The organism is Candidatus Pelagibacter sp., assembly GCF_052049815.1.
Classification (GTDB): domain Bacteria; phylum Pseudomonadota; class Alphaproteobacteria; order Pelagibacterales; family Pelagibacteraceae; genus Pelagibacter.
This window is the reverse complement of record NZ_JBNGZG010000023.1, coordinates 1-16,351: the sequence shown is the minus strand read 5'-3', so window position 1 is coordinate 16,351 and position 16,351 is coordinate 1. Positions and strand designations below refer to the sequence as shown.

At 27.6% G+C, this 16,351-nt stretch carries 18 protein-coding genes and 1 pseudogene; 9 read left to right on the top strand and 10 right to left on the bottom strand.

What is annotated here, in order from left to right:
- A pseudogene (locus tag ACTT9D_RS05170) lies at positions 1-364 on the top strand (lipid-A-disaccharide synthase); the annotation flags it as partial.
- Here the strand turns inward: ACTT9D_RS05170 and gltX are convergent.
- From gltX to ACTT9D_RS05135, 7 genes are all read right to left on the bottom strand, one after another.
- Positions 347-1,744, bottom strand: coding sequence for a glutamate--tRNA ligase (gltX, locus tag ACTT9D_RS05165; protein ID WP_440930738.1), 1,398 nt, complete (start codon positions 1,742-1,744; stop codon positions 347-349). The pseudogene ACTT9D_RS05170 and the gene gltX overlap by 18 nt on opposite strands.
- Positions 1,745-1,766: 22 nt before the next feature.
- On the bottom strand, positions 1,767-2,444 hold the full coding sequence (gene lexA / locus ACTT9D_RS05160) for a transcriptional repressor LexA (protein ID WP_440930737.1): 678 nt from the start codon (positions 2,442-2,444) through the stop codon (positions 1,767-1,769).
- Between the two features lie 89 nt (positions 2,445-2,533).
- Positions 2,534-3,325 (bottom strand): indole-3-glycerol phosphate synthase TrpC, encoded by a 792-nt coding sequence (locus ACTT9D_RS05155; RefSeq protein WP_440930736.1) that lies wholly within the window; start codon positions 3,323-3,325, stop codon positions 2,534-2,536.
- On the bottom strand, positions 3,318-4,310 hold the full coding sequence (gene trpD, locus ACTT9D_RS05150; protein WP_440930735.1) for an anthranilate phosphoribosyltransferase: 993 nt from the start codon (positions 4,308-4,310) through the stop codon (positions 3,318-3,320). The genes ACTT9D_RS05155 and trpD overlap by 8 nt, the downstream gene beginning before the upstream one ends.
- Complete coding sequence (locus ACTT9D_RS05145) at positions 4,310-4,882, bottom strand: anthranilate synthase component II (protein ID WP_440930734.1); 573 nt, start codon at positions 4,880-4,882, stop codon at positions 4,310-4,312. The genes trpD and ACTT9D_RS05145 overlap by 1 nt, the downstream gene beginning before the upstream one ends.
- Complete coding sequence (trpE, locus tag ACTT9D_RS05140) at positions 4,882-6,342, bottom strand: anthranilate synthase component I (protein WP_440930733.1); 1,461 nt, start codon at positions 6,340-6,342, stop codon at positions 4,882-4,884. The genes ACTT9D_RS05145 and trpE overlap by 1 nt, the downstream gene beginning before the upstream one ends.
- Complete coding sequence (locus tag ACTT9D_RS05135; RefSeq protein WP_440930732.1) at positions 6,339-7,757, bottom strand: SurA N-terminal domain-containing protein; 1,419 nt, start codon at positions 7,755-7,757, stop codon at positions 6,339-6,341. Before ACTT9D_RS05135 ends, trpE begins: the two co-directional genes overlap by 4 nt.
- A 56-nt stretch (positions 7,758-7,813) precedes the next feature.
- Here ACTT9D_RS05135 and tpiA point away from each other — a divergent pair, with 56 nt between their 5' ends.
- From tpiA to ACTT9D_RS05095, 8 genes are read left to right on the top strand one after another with little or no spacing between them, the layout of a single operon-like run.
- Positions 7,814-8,551 carry a triose-phosphate isomerase gene (gene tpiA / locus ACTT9D_RS05130; RefSeq protein ID WP_440930731.1) on the top strand — a complete coding sequence of 246 codons (738 nt, stop codon included), beginning with the start codon at positions 7,814-7,816 and terminating at the stop codon, positions 8,549-8,551.
- A 6-nt stretch (positions 8,552-8,557) separates the two neighbouring features.
- Positions 8,558-8,857 (top strand): preprotein translocase subunit SecG, encoded by a 300-nt coding sequence (gene secG / locus ACTT9D_RS05125; RefSeq protein ID WP_440930730.1) that lies wholly within the window; start codon positions 8,558-8,560, stop codon positions 8,855-8,857.
- Between the two features lie 40 nt (positions 8,858-8,897).
- Positions 8,898-10,514, top strand: a complete 1,617-nt coding sequence (locus ACTT9D_RS05120; protein ID WP_440930729.1) for a CTP synthase — start codon at positions 8,898-8,900, stop codon at positions 10,512-10,514.
- A complete protein-coding gene (gene kdsA / locus ACTT9D_RS05115; RefSeq protein WP_440930728.1) occupies positions 10,511-11,335 on the top strand; it encodes a 3-deoxy-8-phosphooctulonate synthase in 825 nt (274 codons plus the stop codon). Before ACTT9D_RS05120 ends, kdsA begins: the two co-directional genes overlap by 4 nt.
- A complete protein-coding gene (gene eno, locus ACTT9D_RS05110) occupies positions 11,336-12,592 on the top strand; it encodes a phosphopyruvate hydratase (RefSeq protein WP_440930727.1) in 1,257 nt (418 codons plus the stop codon).
- The gene (locus ACTT9D_RS05105) at positions 12,592-12,891 is read left to right on the top strand and encodes an FtsB family cell division protein (RefSeq protein WP_440930726.1); all 300 of its coding nucleotides are present in this window, start codon (positions 12,592-12,594) and stop codon (positions 12,889-12,891) included. Before eno ends, ACTT9D_RS05105 begins: the two co-directional genes overlap by 1 nt.
- Positions 12,881-13,801, top strand: a complete 921-nt coding sequence (gene lipA, locus ACTT9D_RS05100; RefSeq protein ID WP_440930725.1) for a lipoyl synthase — start codon at positions 12,881-12,883, stop codon at positions 13,799-13,801. Before ACTT9D_RS05105 ends, lipA begins: the two co-directional genes overlap by 11 nt.
- On the top strand, positions 13,801-14,238 hold the full coding sequence (locus ACTT9D_RS05095) for a type II toxin-antitoxin system RatA family toxin (RefSeq protein WP_440930724.1): 438 nt from the start codon (positions 13,801-13,803) through the stop codon (positions 14,236-14,238). Before lipA ends, ACTT9D_RS05095 begins: the two co-directional genes overlap by 1 nt.
- Here ACTT9D_RS05095 and ACTT9D_RS05090 read toward each other — a convergent pair.
- The 3 genes from ACTT9D_RS05090 to ispF are packed head-to-tail and all read right to left on the bottom strand — an operon-like array spanning position 14,235 to position 16,291.
- Entirely contained in the window at positions 14,235-14,693 is a 459-nt protein-coding gene (locus ACTT9D_RS05090) for a CinA family protein (RefSeq protein ID WP_440930723.1), read from the bottom strand. The genes ACTT9D_RS05095 and ACTT9D_RS05090 overlap by 4 nt on opposite strands.
- 1 nt (position 14,694) lies before the next feature.
- Positions 14,695-15,195 (bottom strand): phosphatidylglycerophosphatase A family protein, encoded by a 501-nt coding sequence (locus ACTT9D_RS05085; protein WP_440930722.1) that lies wholly within the window; start codon positions 15,193-15,195, stop codon positions 14,695-14,697.
- Positions 15,188-16,291: a 2-C-methyl-D-erythritol 2,4-cyclodiphosphate synthase gene (ispF, locus tag ACTT9D_RS05080; protein WP_440930721.1), complete on the bottom strand. Its 1,104-nt coding sequence runs from the start codon at positions 16,289-16,291 to the stop codon at positions 15,188-15,190. The genes ACTT9D_RS05085 and ispF overlap by 8 nt, the downstream gene beginning before the upstream one ends.
- Positions 16,292-16,351 lie beyond the last annotated feature (60 nt).

Below are 16,351 nucleotides of genomic sequence, written 5' to 3'. Positions count from 1 at the left end.
TTTATCTAAATCTATTTTTGCTATAAGTAAATCTGGAACAGTATCATTAGAAATTTGTAGTCATAAAATTCCATCTATCATTATTTATAAAATGAACTTTATAAATTTTATGATTGTAAAATTTTTAGTGAAAATCAGATTTGCAAATATCATTAACATAATTAATGATAGAGAAATTATCCCTGAACTAATTCAAAAAGAGTGCAATCCTGATGAAATTTATAAATCGGTTACTTATCTTTTAAAAAATCCAGATATGATAAAAGAACAAATTGAGCAATGTCAAAAAACTTTGGATGAAATTAAATCTAAAACTTCTAGTGCTGATGAGGCTGCTAAAGTTGTTTTAAATTATCTTACTTGATAATCTTTTTAAAACCTCATTTTTTCCAAGTGATATCAAAATATCATATATACCGGGGCCAAATTTTGATCCAGTAAGAACCAGTCTAAGTGGTTGACCCACACCTTTAAAATTAGTGTTGTGATTAGCAATTAAATCGTTCACGATTGGTTCAAGTTTTTCTCTTTTAAATTCACTTAAATTTTCAATTTTAGAATTAAATTCTTTAATTATTTTTTTTGCTGTCTCATCTAAAATTTTCAGATCTTCTTGAGAAATCAAAAATTCATCAACAATTATATATTTAAGATTATTGAATATATCCTCTAATGTCTTTGCTTTATTTTTCAAAAATGAAAGAGATGATTTAATACTACTTTTTTTTTCTTCAGGAATTTTTTCTTTATATTCTTCACAATAGTTAATTAAATTTTCGTATAAGAAATTTTCATCAAGTGTTTTTATATAGTGTTCATTCATTGACAAAATTCTACTCATATCAAGTTTTGATGGGGATTTACCTATTCCTTCAAAGTTAAAATATTTAATACTTTCTTCTTTTGTAAATATTTCCTTATCTTTGTAAGACCAACCTAATCTAAGTAAGTAATTTCTTAAAGCATCTGGAATAATTCCAATTTTAGAATAATCATCTAATGTTGAGGCATTATCTCTTTTTGATAGTTTTTTTCCATCAATAGTGTGTATCAATGGTATATGTGCAAATTGAGGAACATCCCAACCCATTGCTAGATATATTTGTATTTGTTTAAATGTATTTATCTTATGATCATCACCTCTAATAATATGTGTCATGCTCATATTATGATCGTCCACCGTAGCAGAAAGATTATAAGTTGGTGTGCCATCATTTCTTAAAATAACAAAATCTTCAATTGTATTATTTTCTATTTCAACATCCCCTTGAACTAAATCTTTAAGAATTGATGTACCTTCAATTTTGCTTTTAAATCTTATAACTGGTTTTACATCTTTAGGAGCATCCTTCTCATCTACATCTCTCCATTTTCTATTATAAATATAAGGAATTTTTTTTTGTCTTGCTCTTTCTTTTTGTTCTTCTATTTCTTCATTAGAACAATAACATTTATATGCAAAACCTTTCTTTAAAAGTTCATTTGCTATTTCAATGTGATTATTAATTTGTTTAGATTGAATATATTCATCACCATCATATTCTACACCTATCCATTTAAGTGAATTTATAATTTGATTTTTAAATTCTTCTTTTGATCTTTCTTTATCTGTATCTTCTATCCTTAAATAAAATTTTCCACCTTGGTTTTTTGAATATAACCAATTAAATAAAGCTGTTCTCACACCACCAATATGTAAAGGCCCAGTAGGGGATGGAGCAAATCTTGTTGCTACTTTTGACATTAAATGTGTTTAGACTATTTTTTTAGAAGTTTCTATATAAAGATACCAGAACACCTTGGACTTTTACTCTATCTGGACCAAAAATCTTTGTTTCGTAATTTCTATTTGCACTTTCTAAAGCTACAACTTTGCCTTTTCTTCTAATTCTTTTTAACATTGCTTCATGATCATCTATTAAAGCAACAACTATTTTACCATTATCAGCAGTGTCTGTTCTTCTAATAATTACTGTATCACCCTCATTGATACCAGCTTCAATCATCGAGTCACCTTGAACTTTAAGTCCAAAATAATCGCCATTTTTTTCTAAATTATTTGGTAATGGAATTCTTGAAACTTCATTTTGAATAGCTTCTACTGGAGTACCAGCAGCAATTTTACCTAATACTGGAACTTCTACATCATCAGATTTAACTATTTCTTCATCTAACCCACCTTTAATTACACTAGGCGAAAAACTGTTATAAATATCGTTTGCAGATGCAGTCTCAGGAAGCTTTACAACTTCTAATGCTCTTGCTTTATGAGCAAGTCTTTTAATAAATCCTCTTTCCTCCAAAGCGCTAATTAATCTATGTATCCCAGATTTCGACTTCAGGTTGAGAGATTGTTTCATTTCTTCGTATGAAGGCGAAACACCCGAACTTCTCAACTTCTTGTTGATAAATAATAATAAGTTTTTTTGTTTTTTTGTTAACATAAGAACAAATATCGTACAAATAATGTTCTATAAAAGTTCTTTATAATTCTCAATAGTAAAAAAAGTGAGTAAAATAGCTATTTATTTAACTACAAAATTGAAAAAATAGAATTTTTTTCCAAATCTTTCAAAAGTGATTCACCAATTAAAAAAGTTTTAATCTTTGTTTTATTTTCAAGATCTAAAACTTCATCTTTTGTTTTAATTCCGCTCTCTGAGATCATAGGTTCTTTATGATCTTTAAGTACATCATGAATAGCATAGGTTGTATTTATATCTGTTTTTAAAGTTTTCAAGTTTCTATTATTAATGCCAATCAAAGCTTCTTTAAAATGTAATGCTTTTTTTGCTTCTTCAACTGTATGAACTTCGACAATCACAGACATGTTATATCTTAAAGCTTCTTCATATAAATCATAAGCTAAATCATCACTAACACCAGCAAGTATGATTAAAATAGCATCAGCGCCATAACTTTTTGCAAGTGGTATTTGAAATTTATCGATGAAAAAATCTTTACAAAGAATTGGTAAATTAAACTTATCTTTAATTTTACTGATATGAATTAAATTTCCTAAAAAAAATTCTTCTTCAGTTAAAACAGATAAACAAGTTGCTTTCTTTTCAAAATAGATTTTAGCAATATCAACAGGATTATAATCCTCAATAATTACACCAGCTGATGGACTTGCTTTTTTAATTTCAGCAATAAGTGATGTTTTATTTTTTTGGATATTTGATTTTATTTTTCCTTTAAAATCAATATAGCTTTTATTTTGTTCAATAGTTTTTGTAAGGTCTTCAATTTTTGTAGTTTTCTTTATTTCATCAACTCTCTTAATTTTTTTAGAGATTATTTTTTCCAGTATGTTTTCAGACATTTTGTATCTTTTTTAAATGATCAAAAGCTTTTTTAGATAAGATATGTTCTCGAGCACTTGTATAAGCATCATCAAAATTAGAAAATTTTTCACTCACCATTAATCCAGCTGCTGCATTCAAACATACAGCTTTTGAAAAGTCATTATCTTCACCTTGAAATATATCTATTATTTTTTTTGAATTAAATTTAGCATCGTCACCAACTAAGTTTTCAAATTTATCTGCATTGACACCAATTTTTTTTGGATCAATTGTAATTTTTGTTATTTCACCATTTTTAAGTTGCACAACATTTGTTGGAGCATATGGGGATATTTCATCTAATCCATCTTCACTGTTTACAATCCAAGCAAATTTAATTCCTAAATTTTTTAAACCATTTGCAAATATTTCTAATAGTTTTTTATCAAATACCCCAACCACTTGTCTTTGAACAAGAGCAGGACTACTCAAAGGTCCAATCATATTAAAGATAGTTCTTTTTCCAATTTTTTTTCTCGTTGGCCCAACATATTTCATTGCACTATGATAGTTTGGTGCAAACATAAAACCAAAGTTATTTTTATTAATTGAGTTTTCTATTTTATTAGGCTCTAAATCAATTCTAATTTTCATTTCTTCAAGTACATCTCCAGAACCACATTTAGAAGAAACAGCCTTGTTACCATGTTTTGCAACTTTAATACCCATACTTGCTAACAATAAAGCTGATGCAGTTGAAATATTTAAAGTATTCATTCCATCTCCACCTGTTCCACATGTATCTACACAATTTTCAACATTTACTCTCTTTGATTTTTCTCTTAAAACAAATACACCTCCAGCTATTTCATCTGCAGTTTCACCTTTCTCAGATAATAATGTTAAAAAATCATAAATTTCATTATCTTTTGCACTACCGGACATCAGTATATTAAATACTGATTTGCTTTCTTCAAAAGTAAGATTTTGTTTCTGTTTAATTTTTTCTAAAAATTCTTTCATTAGTTTTTATAATTTATAAAGTTTTTTAATATTTTCATTCCAACGTTAGTTTTAATACTTTCAGGATGGAATTGTACACCGTGAATATTGTACTTTTTGTGTTGAATTCCCATAATTATTCCATCTTCTGTTTCAGCTGTGATTACTAAATCTTTGCTCATATTTTTTTTATCAATTATTAAACTATGATACCTAGTAGCTTCAAACTTATTAGGAATATTTTTAAAAATACCTATCTTTTTTGATATGATTTTACTTGTTTTTCCATGCATTAATTTTTTAGCCTGAACAATCTTACTTCCAAAAGCTTGTCCTATGATTTGGTGGCCTAGACAAACACCAAATATTGGTAATTTTTCCTTTAGATCTTTCACTATTCTTAAACAATTTCCTGCCTGGTTAGGATTACCTGGACCCGGAGATATTACAATTTTTTGATATCGATTTTTTAATATTTCTTTAGATGTAATTTCATCATTTCTAATTACATCCACCTTAGTCTTAAGTGATGAAAGATAATGATAGAGATTAAATGTAAAACTATCATAATTATCTATTAATAATATTTTCATTATCTTAATGCGTTTATTAGAGCCTTAGCTTTATTTACTGTTTCTTCATATTCTTTAATTGGTTTACTATCAGCAACTATTCCAGCACCTGCTTGAACATAAAATTTATTCTTTTTTGCAACAGCTGTTCTTAATGCGATACAAGTATCAAATTCACCATTAGCAGAAAAGTATCCTATACCACCAGCGTATACTTTTCTTTTAGTAGTTTCTAATTCGTCTATTATCTCCATAGCTCTTATTTTTGGTGCCCCAGAAACAGTTCCAGCAGGAAAACCAGCTAGAAGAGATTTAAATTTTGAGAATTTTTTATCATATTTACCAATTACATTAGACACTATGTGCATTACATGAGAGTATCTCTCTATAATAAAGCTTTCTGTAACTTTAACTGTGTTTATTTTTGAAACTTTACCTGCATCATTTCTACCTAAATCTAATAACATTAAATGTTCAGATAATTCTTTTTTATCTTTTAATAGATCTTTTTCAAAAAACTTATCCTCTTTAACAGTTTTACCTCTTGGTCTAGTTCCCGCTATAGGTCTGACTGTTATATTTCCATCTCTTAATCTAACTAAGATTTCAGGACTTGCTCCAATAATTTGAAAGTCACTAAAATTAAAATAAAACATAAATGGAGAAGGGTTTGTTATTCTTAATTTCTTATAAATTTCTAATGGTTTTTTTGTAAGGTTTGCTTCAAATCTTTGGCTTAAGACTACTTGAAAAATGTCACCAATTTTAATGTATTCTTTTGCTTTATTAACCATGCTTAAAAAACGTTTTTTAGGAGTATTGGATTTTACTTTAACAACTTGATTTGATTTAATATTTGAGTCTTGTTCAATAGAAATAGAAGATTGATAAATAATTTGATCTAATTGAGATTTAATTTCATCAAATTTTTTTTGATAATTTGAAATTTTTTCATCTTTAAAAACATTAATAATATAATGAATTTTTTTCTTAAGGTTATCATGAATGATTAATGTTCTAGGTCTTAGCAACCTTACATCTGGTAAGTTTAAATCGTTCTTACATTTATCTGGAATACGTTCAATGTATCTGATTGAGTCAAATGAAAAATATCCAGATATTAATGAGCATATTGGAGGAAGGTTTTTAGGTGTTTCAAATTTAAATTCCTCAATAACATTCTCTAATATCTTGTTTGGTTTACCTTTAAGTTTTGTTTTTTTATTATCTTTTATCAGGTAAGAATGATTGCCATTGAACTCCCAAATTTTATCAGGATTTTTTCCAAAGATTGTGTACCGGCCTCTTATTTTACCTTTTTCAACAGACTCGAAAATAAAACTATTTTTTTCTTTAAGAAAACTATTAATTAGATTTAAAATAACTTTGTCATCTTTGACATTTTTAGAGGTAAAGATTACTTGATTTTTTTTGCTTCTGTGTCGAAACTTAAAATCCTTGAAGCTTCGGTTAATTATCATTTGAAATAATTTTTAACTCTTTCCAAAGTCTTTTGATTAATATCTACAGTGTATTTATTGTTCAAGAAAGTATCATAAGATTGTAAGATATTTTTTCTATCATTAGATAATTGAGTAGTTACAAAAGATTTATATTCAGGACTTTCATAATCTATCATTTCATCTGAAAGGCTTTCATTTTTAGATAGATAAATATTATTCTTATCATCATTTACCAAAGTAAAAGATCCAATTGGAAGGGAGTATAAAACTCTTACTGAATTAATATTAAATTTTTTATTATCTTTAACTGAATTAAGAGTAACACTCTCTATTAAACTATTACCTAACTCATCAAATTTAGCTTGATCAAATGATTTGTCATTTATCTCTTCTAAAATTTTTCTATTGAAATCAAACTTATTTTTTTCAAATACTAGCTTCTGCATTTCTGAATAAGATTGCTCATTATTTAAATCAGGTGATTTTGAAGTGATATTTTCTATATTGTAAAAAATATAGTCGTTATTGTTTTCTATTAAGCCAGTTGCATCAGATTTTGCGTTAAAAATTTTATCTTCAATTTCTTTTCTATTTTCAGTAAGTGAAAAATCTTTTACAGAAGTAGTTTGCAACTCTAAATCTGCAATTATAGAACTGAAAGATACATTTTTTGATATTTCATTTTCAATTAAGTCAATCTTGTCAAAAAAAGCTTGATTAAATTCATCAACCCCAACTAAATTTTTAGGATTGATTAGTACATAACTAAAATCAATATGTTCTTTTTTTAATTGATCTTTATTTTCTTCAACAAAATTTTCGATCTCTTCTTTTGTGACTTCAGCCTCAGTTTTATAAAGTGTTTTTAATGGAAAAAACTTAACTGTTAATTTGTTATTTTGTTCTTTAAAATTTTTATCTATCAAAAACTTCGGGGTGATTGTACCAGCACCAATATAGTCAAATAAGTGTTTTTGTTTTTCTCTATCTCTTAATGCAATCTCAAAACCTGGAGCAGTCATGTTGTTAGTTAATAAAAACTTTTCATACTCTGTTCTTTGAAAAGAACCATTTTCATCTATAAAAGTTTTGTTATTTTTAATTTTTCTTGTAAGCGTTTTTTCTGAAACGATTATATCAAAATCTTTAATTTCAAGATCTAATAAAGTTGTTGATACCAATGTAGATAGTAATTCTTCAATTACTCCTTGGTTCATTCTTTCTTGAAGAGTTTTTCTTGATACTCCTGAAGAGTTTAAATAATCCATAAAATCCTGTGTTGAAACATTTGTTTTATTAATCTTTGCAATATTATTAGTATTACCACTATTAAACATGCTGCCCATTCCCCAAAATACAAATGGAATGATAATAATAAAAACTAATACACCGGCTAATTTAGTTTTGGCAAAATTTCTTAAACTTCCAATCATGACTTTATATATTTATTGATCTATAAAAAACAAAGCTATAGATTAAATTTTTCATAATGACAAATAAATATATGTATTTTGTAGCTAATTGGAAAATGTTTGGTGATTTTAAATCTCTAAAACTAGTAAACAAAGTTATTAGCTTTAGTAAAAAATTTAAATCCCCAAAATTTAAGATAATTTATCTACCACCTACAACTCTAATCTGCCCAATGGCTCAAATGGTAAAAAATACCAAAATTGAAGTAGGTGCGCAAAACTGTCATCATCAAGATAATTATGGGGCAGAGACAGGCTCAGTAAACGCCAAGATGGTAAAAGGTGTAGGTGCAAAATATGTAATTTTAGGTCACTCAGAGAACCGTGAAAAAGGAGAAAGTGACAAACTTATTAATCAAAAAATTAAAACAGCATTAAAAAATAAATTGAAAGTAATTTTTTGTATTGGAGAAAAAATTAAAGACAAAAGAAATAAAAAGACTAAATCAGTTTTATCTAAACAAATTAAACTTGGTCTTAAAGGAGTTAAATTAAATGATAATATTATAATTGCTTACGAACCAGTATGGGCAATTGGTAGTGGCATGATACCTAAATCATACGAATTATTAAATGCAATAGATTTCATTAAAAGTAGATTTAAACAAAATCTAAAAATTCTATATGGCGGTTCCGTAAATGATAAAAATATTAATGAATTAAAAACTATTCACAATATTGATGGTTTTTTAGTAGGTGGTGCTTCTCAAAATTCAAAAAAATTTATTGATATAATAAAAAAAACATATAATTAACCCCAAATGGAAAACATATTATTAGTATTAAATATCATCTTCGCTTTAATTTTAGTTTTACTGGTTTTAATTCAAAAATCTGAGGGTGGAGCTCTCGGTATTGGTGTTTCTCAAGAAAATTTTATGTTTTCAAGATCAGCTGGTAATTTCATGACAAAAGCAACAGCTGTTGTTGCTACTTTATTTATCATTTGCAGTCTTGCTTTAACAATAGTTTCTAGAGGAGAATTGACGCCTACAAGCTCAGTTTTAGACACTGTTGAAGAACAAAGTGAAGATACTCCTGCAATTCCTGAGAATAATTAATCCTTTTCATTTTCATTTTTAAGGTCTATAAGATAATTCCATGGCGCGATATATCTTTGTCACTGGCGGCGTGGTTTCTTCCCTTGGTAAAGGTCTTTCCTCTGCATCCCTAGCATATTTATTACAATCAAGAGGTTACAAAGTTCGTTTAAGAAAGTTAGATCCTTATTTAAATGTGGATCCAGGAACTATGAGTCCATTTCAACATGGAGAAGTTTTTGTAACTGATGATGGAGCTGAAACAGATTTAGATCTTGGTCATTATGAAAGATTTTCAGGTGTAACAGCAAAGAAAACAGACAACATTACAACAGGAAAAATTTATAGTGACGTTCTAAGAAAAGAAAGAAAAGGAGAATATCTTGGAAAGACAGTTCAAGTCATTCCTCACATCACAGATAGAATTAAAGAATTCATAAAACATGATACATCTAAAGAAGATTTTGTTATTTGTGAAATAGGCGGAATAGTAGGAGACATAGAAAGCCTTCCTTTCGTAGAAGCAATAAGACAATTTTCAAATGATATTGGAAAAAGAAATGCTTTATTTATTCATCTTACTTTAGTTCCATATTTAAAAGCATCTGATGAAATAAAAACAAAACCAACTCAACATTCTGTTAAAGAGTTAAGAAGTATTGGTATTCAACCTGATATTATAATTTGTAGATCGGAAAGACCAATACCATTAGAACATAGAAAAAAAATATCTTTGTTTTGTAATGTTGATATCAAAAATGTAATAGAAACTGTTGATGTTAAAACAATCTATGAAGCACCAATGAGTTTTGCAAAAGAAAAGTTAGATATCCAAGTTTTAGATTATTTTGAAATTAAATCTAAAAAATCAAATAATTTAACACCTTGGAAGAAAATTACTAAAATTACTCTTAATACAAAAAGACATGTTAATATCGCAATTATTGGTAAATACGTTGAATTAAAAGATGCATACAAATCTTTAGATGAAGCACTCACTCATGGAGGAATATCTAATAATCTTAAAGTTAATTTAGTTAGAATAGACTCTGAGAAATTAAAAGTTTCAGAAATAAAAAGTAAACTTAAAAATGTTTCAGGAATTTTAATTCCAGGTGGATTTGGCAAAAGAGGAACCGAAGGTAAAATTGAAGCTATAAGATATGCAAGAATAAATAAAATACCATTCCTCGGTATTTGTTATGGAATGCAAATGGCAATTATAGAGTTTGCTAGAAATCAACTAAAAATTAAGAAAGCAACTTCTTCTGAGTTTGATAAGGGAGGTGTTCACATTATTGGTCTGATGAATGAATGGGAGAAAAGTGGAAAAAAAGTTAAAGGAACAGATAAAGATTTAGGTGGTACCATGAGACTTGGTTCTTACGATGCAATATTAAAAGATAAATCTAAAATAAGAGATATTTACAAATCTAAATTAATTAAAGAAAGACATAGGCATAGATACGAAGTGGATATTTCATATAAAGAAAAATTTGAGAACAAAGGATTAATATTTTCAGGTTTATCCCCAGATCATAAGCTTCCAGAGATAATTGAACTTAAAAATCATCCTTGGTTTATAGGAGTTCAGTTTCACCCTGAATTTAAATCTAGACCTTTGAGCCCACATCCTTTATTCTCTTCTTTTATCAAAGCAGCAAAAAATCATAGATGAGTGCGATTAAAGTAAATTGTGAAAATATAGAAATTTCAAACAACAATAAGATTTGTATTATTGCAGGCCCATGTCAGCTAGAGACAGAACAACATGCAATGGATATGGCAGGAAAAATTAAAGAAATTACTTCAAAATTTGGTCTTGGTTTTATTTACAAAACTTCATTTGATAAAGCGAATAGAACAAGCTTGAAAGGAAAAAGGGGTGCAGGATTAGATGCATCACTCCCTGTATTTGATAAAATTAAAAAAGAATTGAATGTGCCTATTTTAACTGACATTCATAATGCAGAACAATGTGAAATTGTTTCAAAACATGTTGATGTTTTACAAATCCCAGCTTTTTTATGTAGGCAAACAGATTTGTTAGTTGCTGCAGCTAAAACAAATAAAATTATTAATGTAAAAAAAGGTCAGTTTTTAGCACCGTGGGATATGGTGAATGTTACAAAGAAAATTTCCGAGTCTGGAAACGATAAAATATTAGTAACTGAAAGAGGAGCAAGTTTTGGTTATAATACTTTAGTGTCAGATATGAGGTCATTACCTATAATGGCTAAAAATGGTTATCCAGTAATTTTTGATGCAACTCACTCAGTTCAGCAACCAGGCGGTCAGGGTGAAAAGAGTGGTGGTCAAAGAGAGTTTGTTGAATATTTAGCACGAGCAGCAGTAGCTGTGGGTGTTGCAGGTGTTTTTATTGAAACACATCAAGACCCAGATAATGCTCCGTCAGATGGACCTAATATGGTTCCTATAGATAAATTAGAAAATCTTCTTAAACAATTAAGCGATATAGACAATCTTATTAAAAATTAAGTGAGTAAAATTCTTAAAGTTAAAGCGAGACAAGTTTTTGACAGTAGAGGAAATCCAACTGTTGAAGCAGAAGTTTATGTCAAAAACAAAAGCGCAAAAGCAATTTGTCCCTCTGGAGCCTCAACTGGGACTTATGAAGCATATGAAAAAAGAGATACCAATAATAAAAGATATTTAGGTAAAAGTGTATTTTCTGCAGTGAATTTAGTTAACACTAAAATATCAAAAGCTTTAAGAAATAAGAATATTCATGACCAAGAAAGAATAGATGAAGTTTTAATTAACTTAGATGGTACAAGACAAAAAACAAAATTAGGTGCTAATGCTATTTTAGCAGTTTCGATGGCTGCAAAAAAGTTATCAGCAAAAGTAAAAAAAATTCCACTTTATAAATCTTTTTATGTAACAAAAAACTTTAAACTTCCTTATCCATTGATGAATATAATTAATGGAGGAGCGCACGCTAATAATGGTCTTAGAGTTCAAGAGTTTATGATTAGACCTGATAAAGCAAAATCTTTTTCAGAGGCAATGAGAATTTGTTATTTGGTAATTAAAAACTTAAGTAAGTTAATTAAAGCAAAGGGTTTATCTACATCTGTAGGAGATGAAGGTGGATTTGCACCTATGATTGATAGTAATAATCAAGCATTAGATTTAATTGTTTTAGCTATCAAAAAATCAGGTTTTAAAAACGGTAAAGATGTTTCAATTTGTTTAGACGTTGCTGCAAATGAATTATTTAAAAAAGGAAAATATTCCATTCATTCAAAAAAATATGTTTCAATTGAAAAATCGATTTTGGAATACAAAAAAATGATTAATAAATACAAAATTAAATCTATCGAAGATCCATTTGCAGAAAACGATTGGATGGCATGGAACAAATTAATGAAGGCAACTAATAAAGTACAAATAGTAGGTGATGATTTATATGTGACAAATTTAGAGAGATTAAAAAAGGGTTTCTTAAATTTATCTTCTAATTCAATATTAATTAAACTTAATCAAATAGGAACAGTTTCTGAAACTTTAGATGTTATAAAATTTGCGCAAACAATTGGATTTAAAACAATCATTTCACATAGATCTGGAGAAAGTGAAGATACATTTATTGCTGATTTGGCAGTTGGAACAAATTCCAATCAAATTAAAACAGGCTCTCTAGCAAGGTCTGAAAGAGTGGCTAAATATAACCAATTATTGAGAATTGAGGAAGAACTTGGAAAAAAAGCAATAATGAATAAAATTCATTAATGCTTAATAAATTAAAAAAAAATTACTTCATAATTATATCTTTTTTTTTGATCTTGTATTTTTTTACTAATTTATTATCTGGAGATAGAGGTCTTTTTTCATATTATGAAAAAAAAGATCAATTAAGTAAACTTGAAAAAGAGGAAATATTACTGACAAAAAAAATTGAAGATTTGACTTTTAAAAATTCACTTTTAAGTGACAATCTTGATTTAGATTTTATTGAAATACTAATAAGAGAAAAATTTCTTTTTGGAAAAAAAGGTGAAAAAATTTATATAATTAAAGATGAAAACTAGACACCCAGAAAAAGTAAATAAACCAGTTAACCCAATAAAGAAGAAACCTGAGTGGATTAGATCTAAATTATCCAATAGCAAAGAATTTTTTTTAACAAAAACAATTGTAAACAATAATAATTTAGTAACTGTTTGCCAGGAAGCAAACTGCCCAAATATCACAGAGTGTTGGAGTAAAAGACATGCAACATTTATGATTATGGGAGATACTTGTACAAGAGCATGTGCTTTTTGTGATGTCAAAACAGGTGTTCCTGGAAAATTAGATCAATTAGAACCTATTAAAATCGCAGAAGCAGTAAAGAAATTAAATTTAAGACATGTAGTTATTACATCTGTTGACCGCGATGATTTAGACGATGGGGGATCTAATCATTTTTTTGAGGTAATAAACCAAACTAGAAAAACGAACCCAAATACAACTATTGAGGTTTTAACACCTGATTTTTTAAGAAAGGGTGATGCTTATAAAAAAGTTTTAAAGGCAAAACCTGATGTTTTTAATCACAATATTGAAACAGTACCAAGTTTATATTTAAAAGTTAGACCAGGCTCTAGATATTTTGCATCATTAGAACTTTTAAAAAATGCAAAAATTCATGATAAAAATATTTTTACTAAATCTGGAATTATGGTTGGCCTTGGTGAAACTAGAGATGAAATTTTACAAGTAATGGATGATCTAAGAGCTGCAGATGTCGATTTTTTAACAATTGGTCAATATTTACAACCTTCAACAAAACATTATCCATTAGATAGATATTACGATCCAAAAGAGTTTGATGATTTAGGTACTATTGCAAAAGCAAAAGGTTTTTTATTAGTATCATCATCTCCTTTAACAAGATCTTCTTATCATGCAGATGAGGACTTTGCTAAATTGAAAGAAAATAGAATTAATAGTCATTAATGCCTAAGGCATCAGTTAAAAGAATAATAGATAAAAAAAAAGATAAACTTATTGAATTTGTTCTTGATATAGAAAAATACCCTGAGTTCATTCCTTTTTGTTTAGGCTCTAAGGTTTATGAAAGAAAAGAAGTAGGGGACAAAACTTTTATTATTGCAGATCTTACGATCGGAAAAGGTCCATTTAACGATACCTATAAAAGTGATGTAAGGTTTGATAAAAAAACTGACACCATTCATGTCACCAATATTGAAGGCCCACTAACGCATTTGGAAAATAATTGGAAGTTTGTTGAAAAAAACAACATGACTGAAGTTTATTTTGATGTTGATTTTGAAATTAAAAATAAGTTTTTAAATATGTTAATGGAAAAATCTTTTGAATATGGATTAAATAGAATTGCAGATGCTTTCCAAAAAAGAGCAGAAACAATTTAGATTAAAGAATTAACCAACTTTAATGCTCTATTTACCGTTGCTTTTTGAATAGCATTTCTTGTTTTTTCCTTAAATATATTTTTAGTTATTAATAATTTATTTGATCTTTTAACTCCTATATAAACTAGCCCCACAGGCTTTATTTTGGTGCCACCTTTAGGTCCAGCTATTCCAGTTATAGATACATTTATATGAGCTTTAGAAAGTTTTGATAAACATTTGACCATGGCCTCACAACATTCAGCACTTACAGCTCCATGTTTTTGAATTATTTTTTTATTCACTTTTAATACATTGATTTTTGCATCATTAGAGTAGGTCACTAAACTAAGATTAAAAACTTTAGAAGCGCCACTAATTGATGTGATAGTTGACGCTAACATCCCACCTGTACAAGACTCAGCAAAAGAAATTTTTAGTTTTTTTTGTTGAAGTTTTTGAACAATATTTTTCATATTAGATGAAGCTTTTAACCACCATAAAACATATCAATGATAAAACAACATAGAAGCCCGCACAAACATCATCCATTACAACACCAAAGCTATTTTTCTGTTTTTTATCAAAGTAACTTACTGGAAAAGGTTTTTTGATATCAAAAAATCTAAAGAGCAAAAAACAAATTGCATAAATGATGATAGCTTGTACTATTGTTTTTTCAGTTCCATGAGAAATTTCATATAAATAAATTGGGATTGCTTGACCAATAAATTCATCAATAATTATTTCACCTGGATCCTTATTTTTACTATCTTTAGTATGATTTTTAATAGCTATAAAAGAATAAGCAAAAGTTATTAATAAAACTAAAAGTACTACATTGGATGAAATATTTAAAATATGAAAACAAATAAACAACAATATAACAGTTGCTAAAGATCCAAATGTCCCTGGAATAAACCCAATTCTTCCAAGACCTAACATTGTTACAAAAAGAAAATTAAATTTTTTAGTCATATTTTGAAATAGAAACTATAACTTCACATGCAATTGCTTTTTCTTTACCTATCAACCCAAGTTTTTCTACAGTTTTACCTTTTAAATTAATTAGGCTTTGATCAATATTAATTAGTTTAGATAAAGATTTAATTATCTTATTTCTATAAATAGATATTTTAGGTTTCTCACATATCAAATTAATATCAATATTATTGAAATAAAAATTTGCTTTATTTAACTTGTCAATTACCGGTTTTAACATTTTGGGTGATCTAATATTCTTAAATTTATTTTTGTTACTTGGAAAATAAGAACCAATATCTTTTTGTCTAAGAGCACCTAAAATTCCATCGATTATAGAATGCAAAATAACATCCCCATCCGAATGACCTTGAAGACCCGAGTGGAATGGAATTTTGATTCCTCCTAAATATAAAGTTTTTCCCTTTATTAATCGATGAATATCAAATCCAATACCGTAAAAAGTTTTTTCAATATTTGTGTCTTCCTCAAATGTGATCTTCTTATTTTGAATCTCACCTTTTATAAATTTAATTTTTTGGCCAGTCTCAATAAACAGTGTGGCTTCATCAGTGATTAGATTTTTTTGTTTAATTGCAAGTTCATACAAATTTTTGAATCTAAAAGCTTGTGGCGTTTGTGTTAGATAAGCATTATCTCTATTTAAATTAAAAATTTTATTTTTAATATTATATTTTAATGAGTCAGCAGGATTCATCGCTGGTATAACGGCCATATTTCTTTTTAAATTATTTATTAGTTTTTTAATTAAGTTTATTGAGAAGTTAGGTCGAGCAGCATCATGAATTAATATTTCTTTTGGATTAAATTTCTTTAAATATTTCAAAGCAATCAGGGAAGAGTCTGATCTTTGTTTCCCCCCTTTGATGACTGTTAATTTTCGGGAATTAATTTTAATCTTTTTTGGTTTGTCACTAACAAAAATAATTTTATCAAAAAGTTTTGACTCAATAGCTTTATCAATAGAATGTGCATAAATTGGTTTGTTTTTATAAACAATATATTGTTTAGGCAAGTGTGACTTAAACCTTTTGCTTTTTCCAGATGCTAATATTATAAGAACACGATTCATATATTTTTTTAAATGTTAGATTTTATAAAAAAAAACTATATCATAATCATTTCTGTCTCT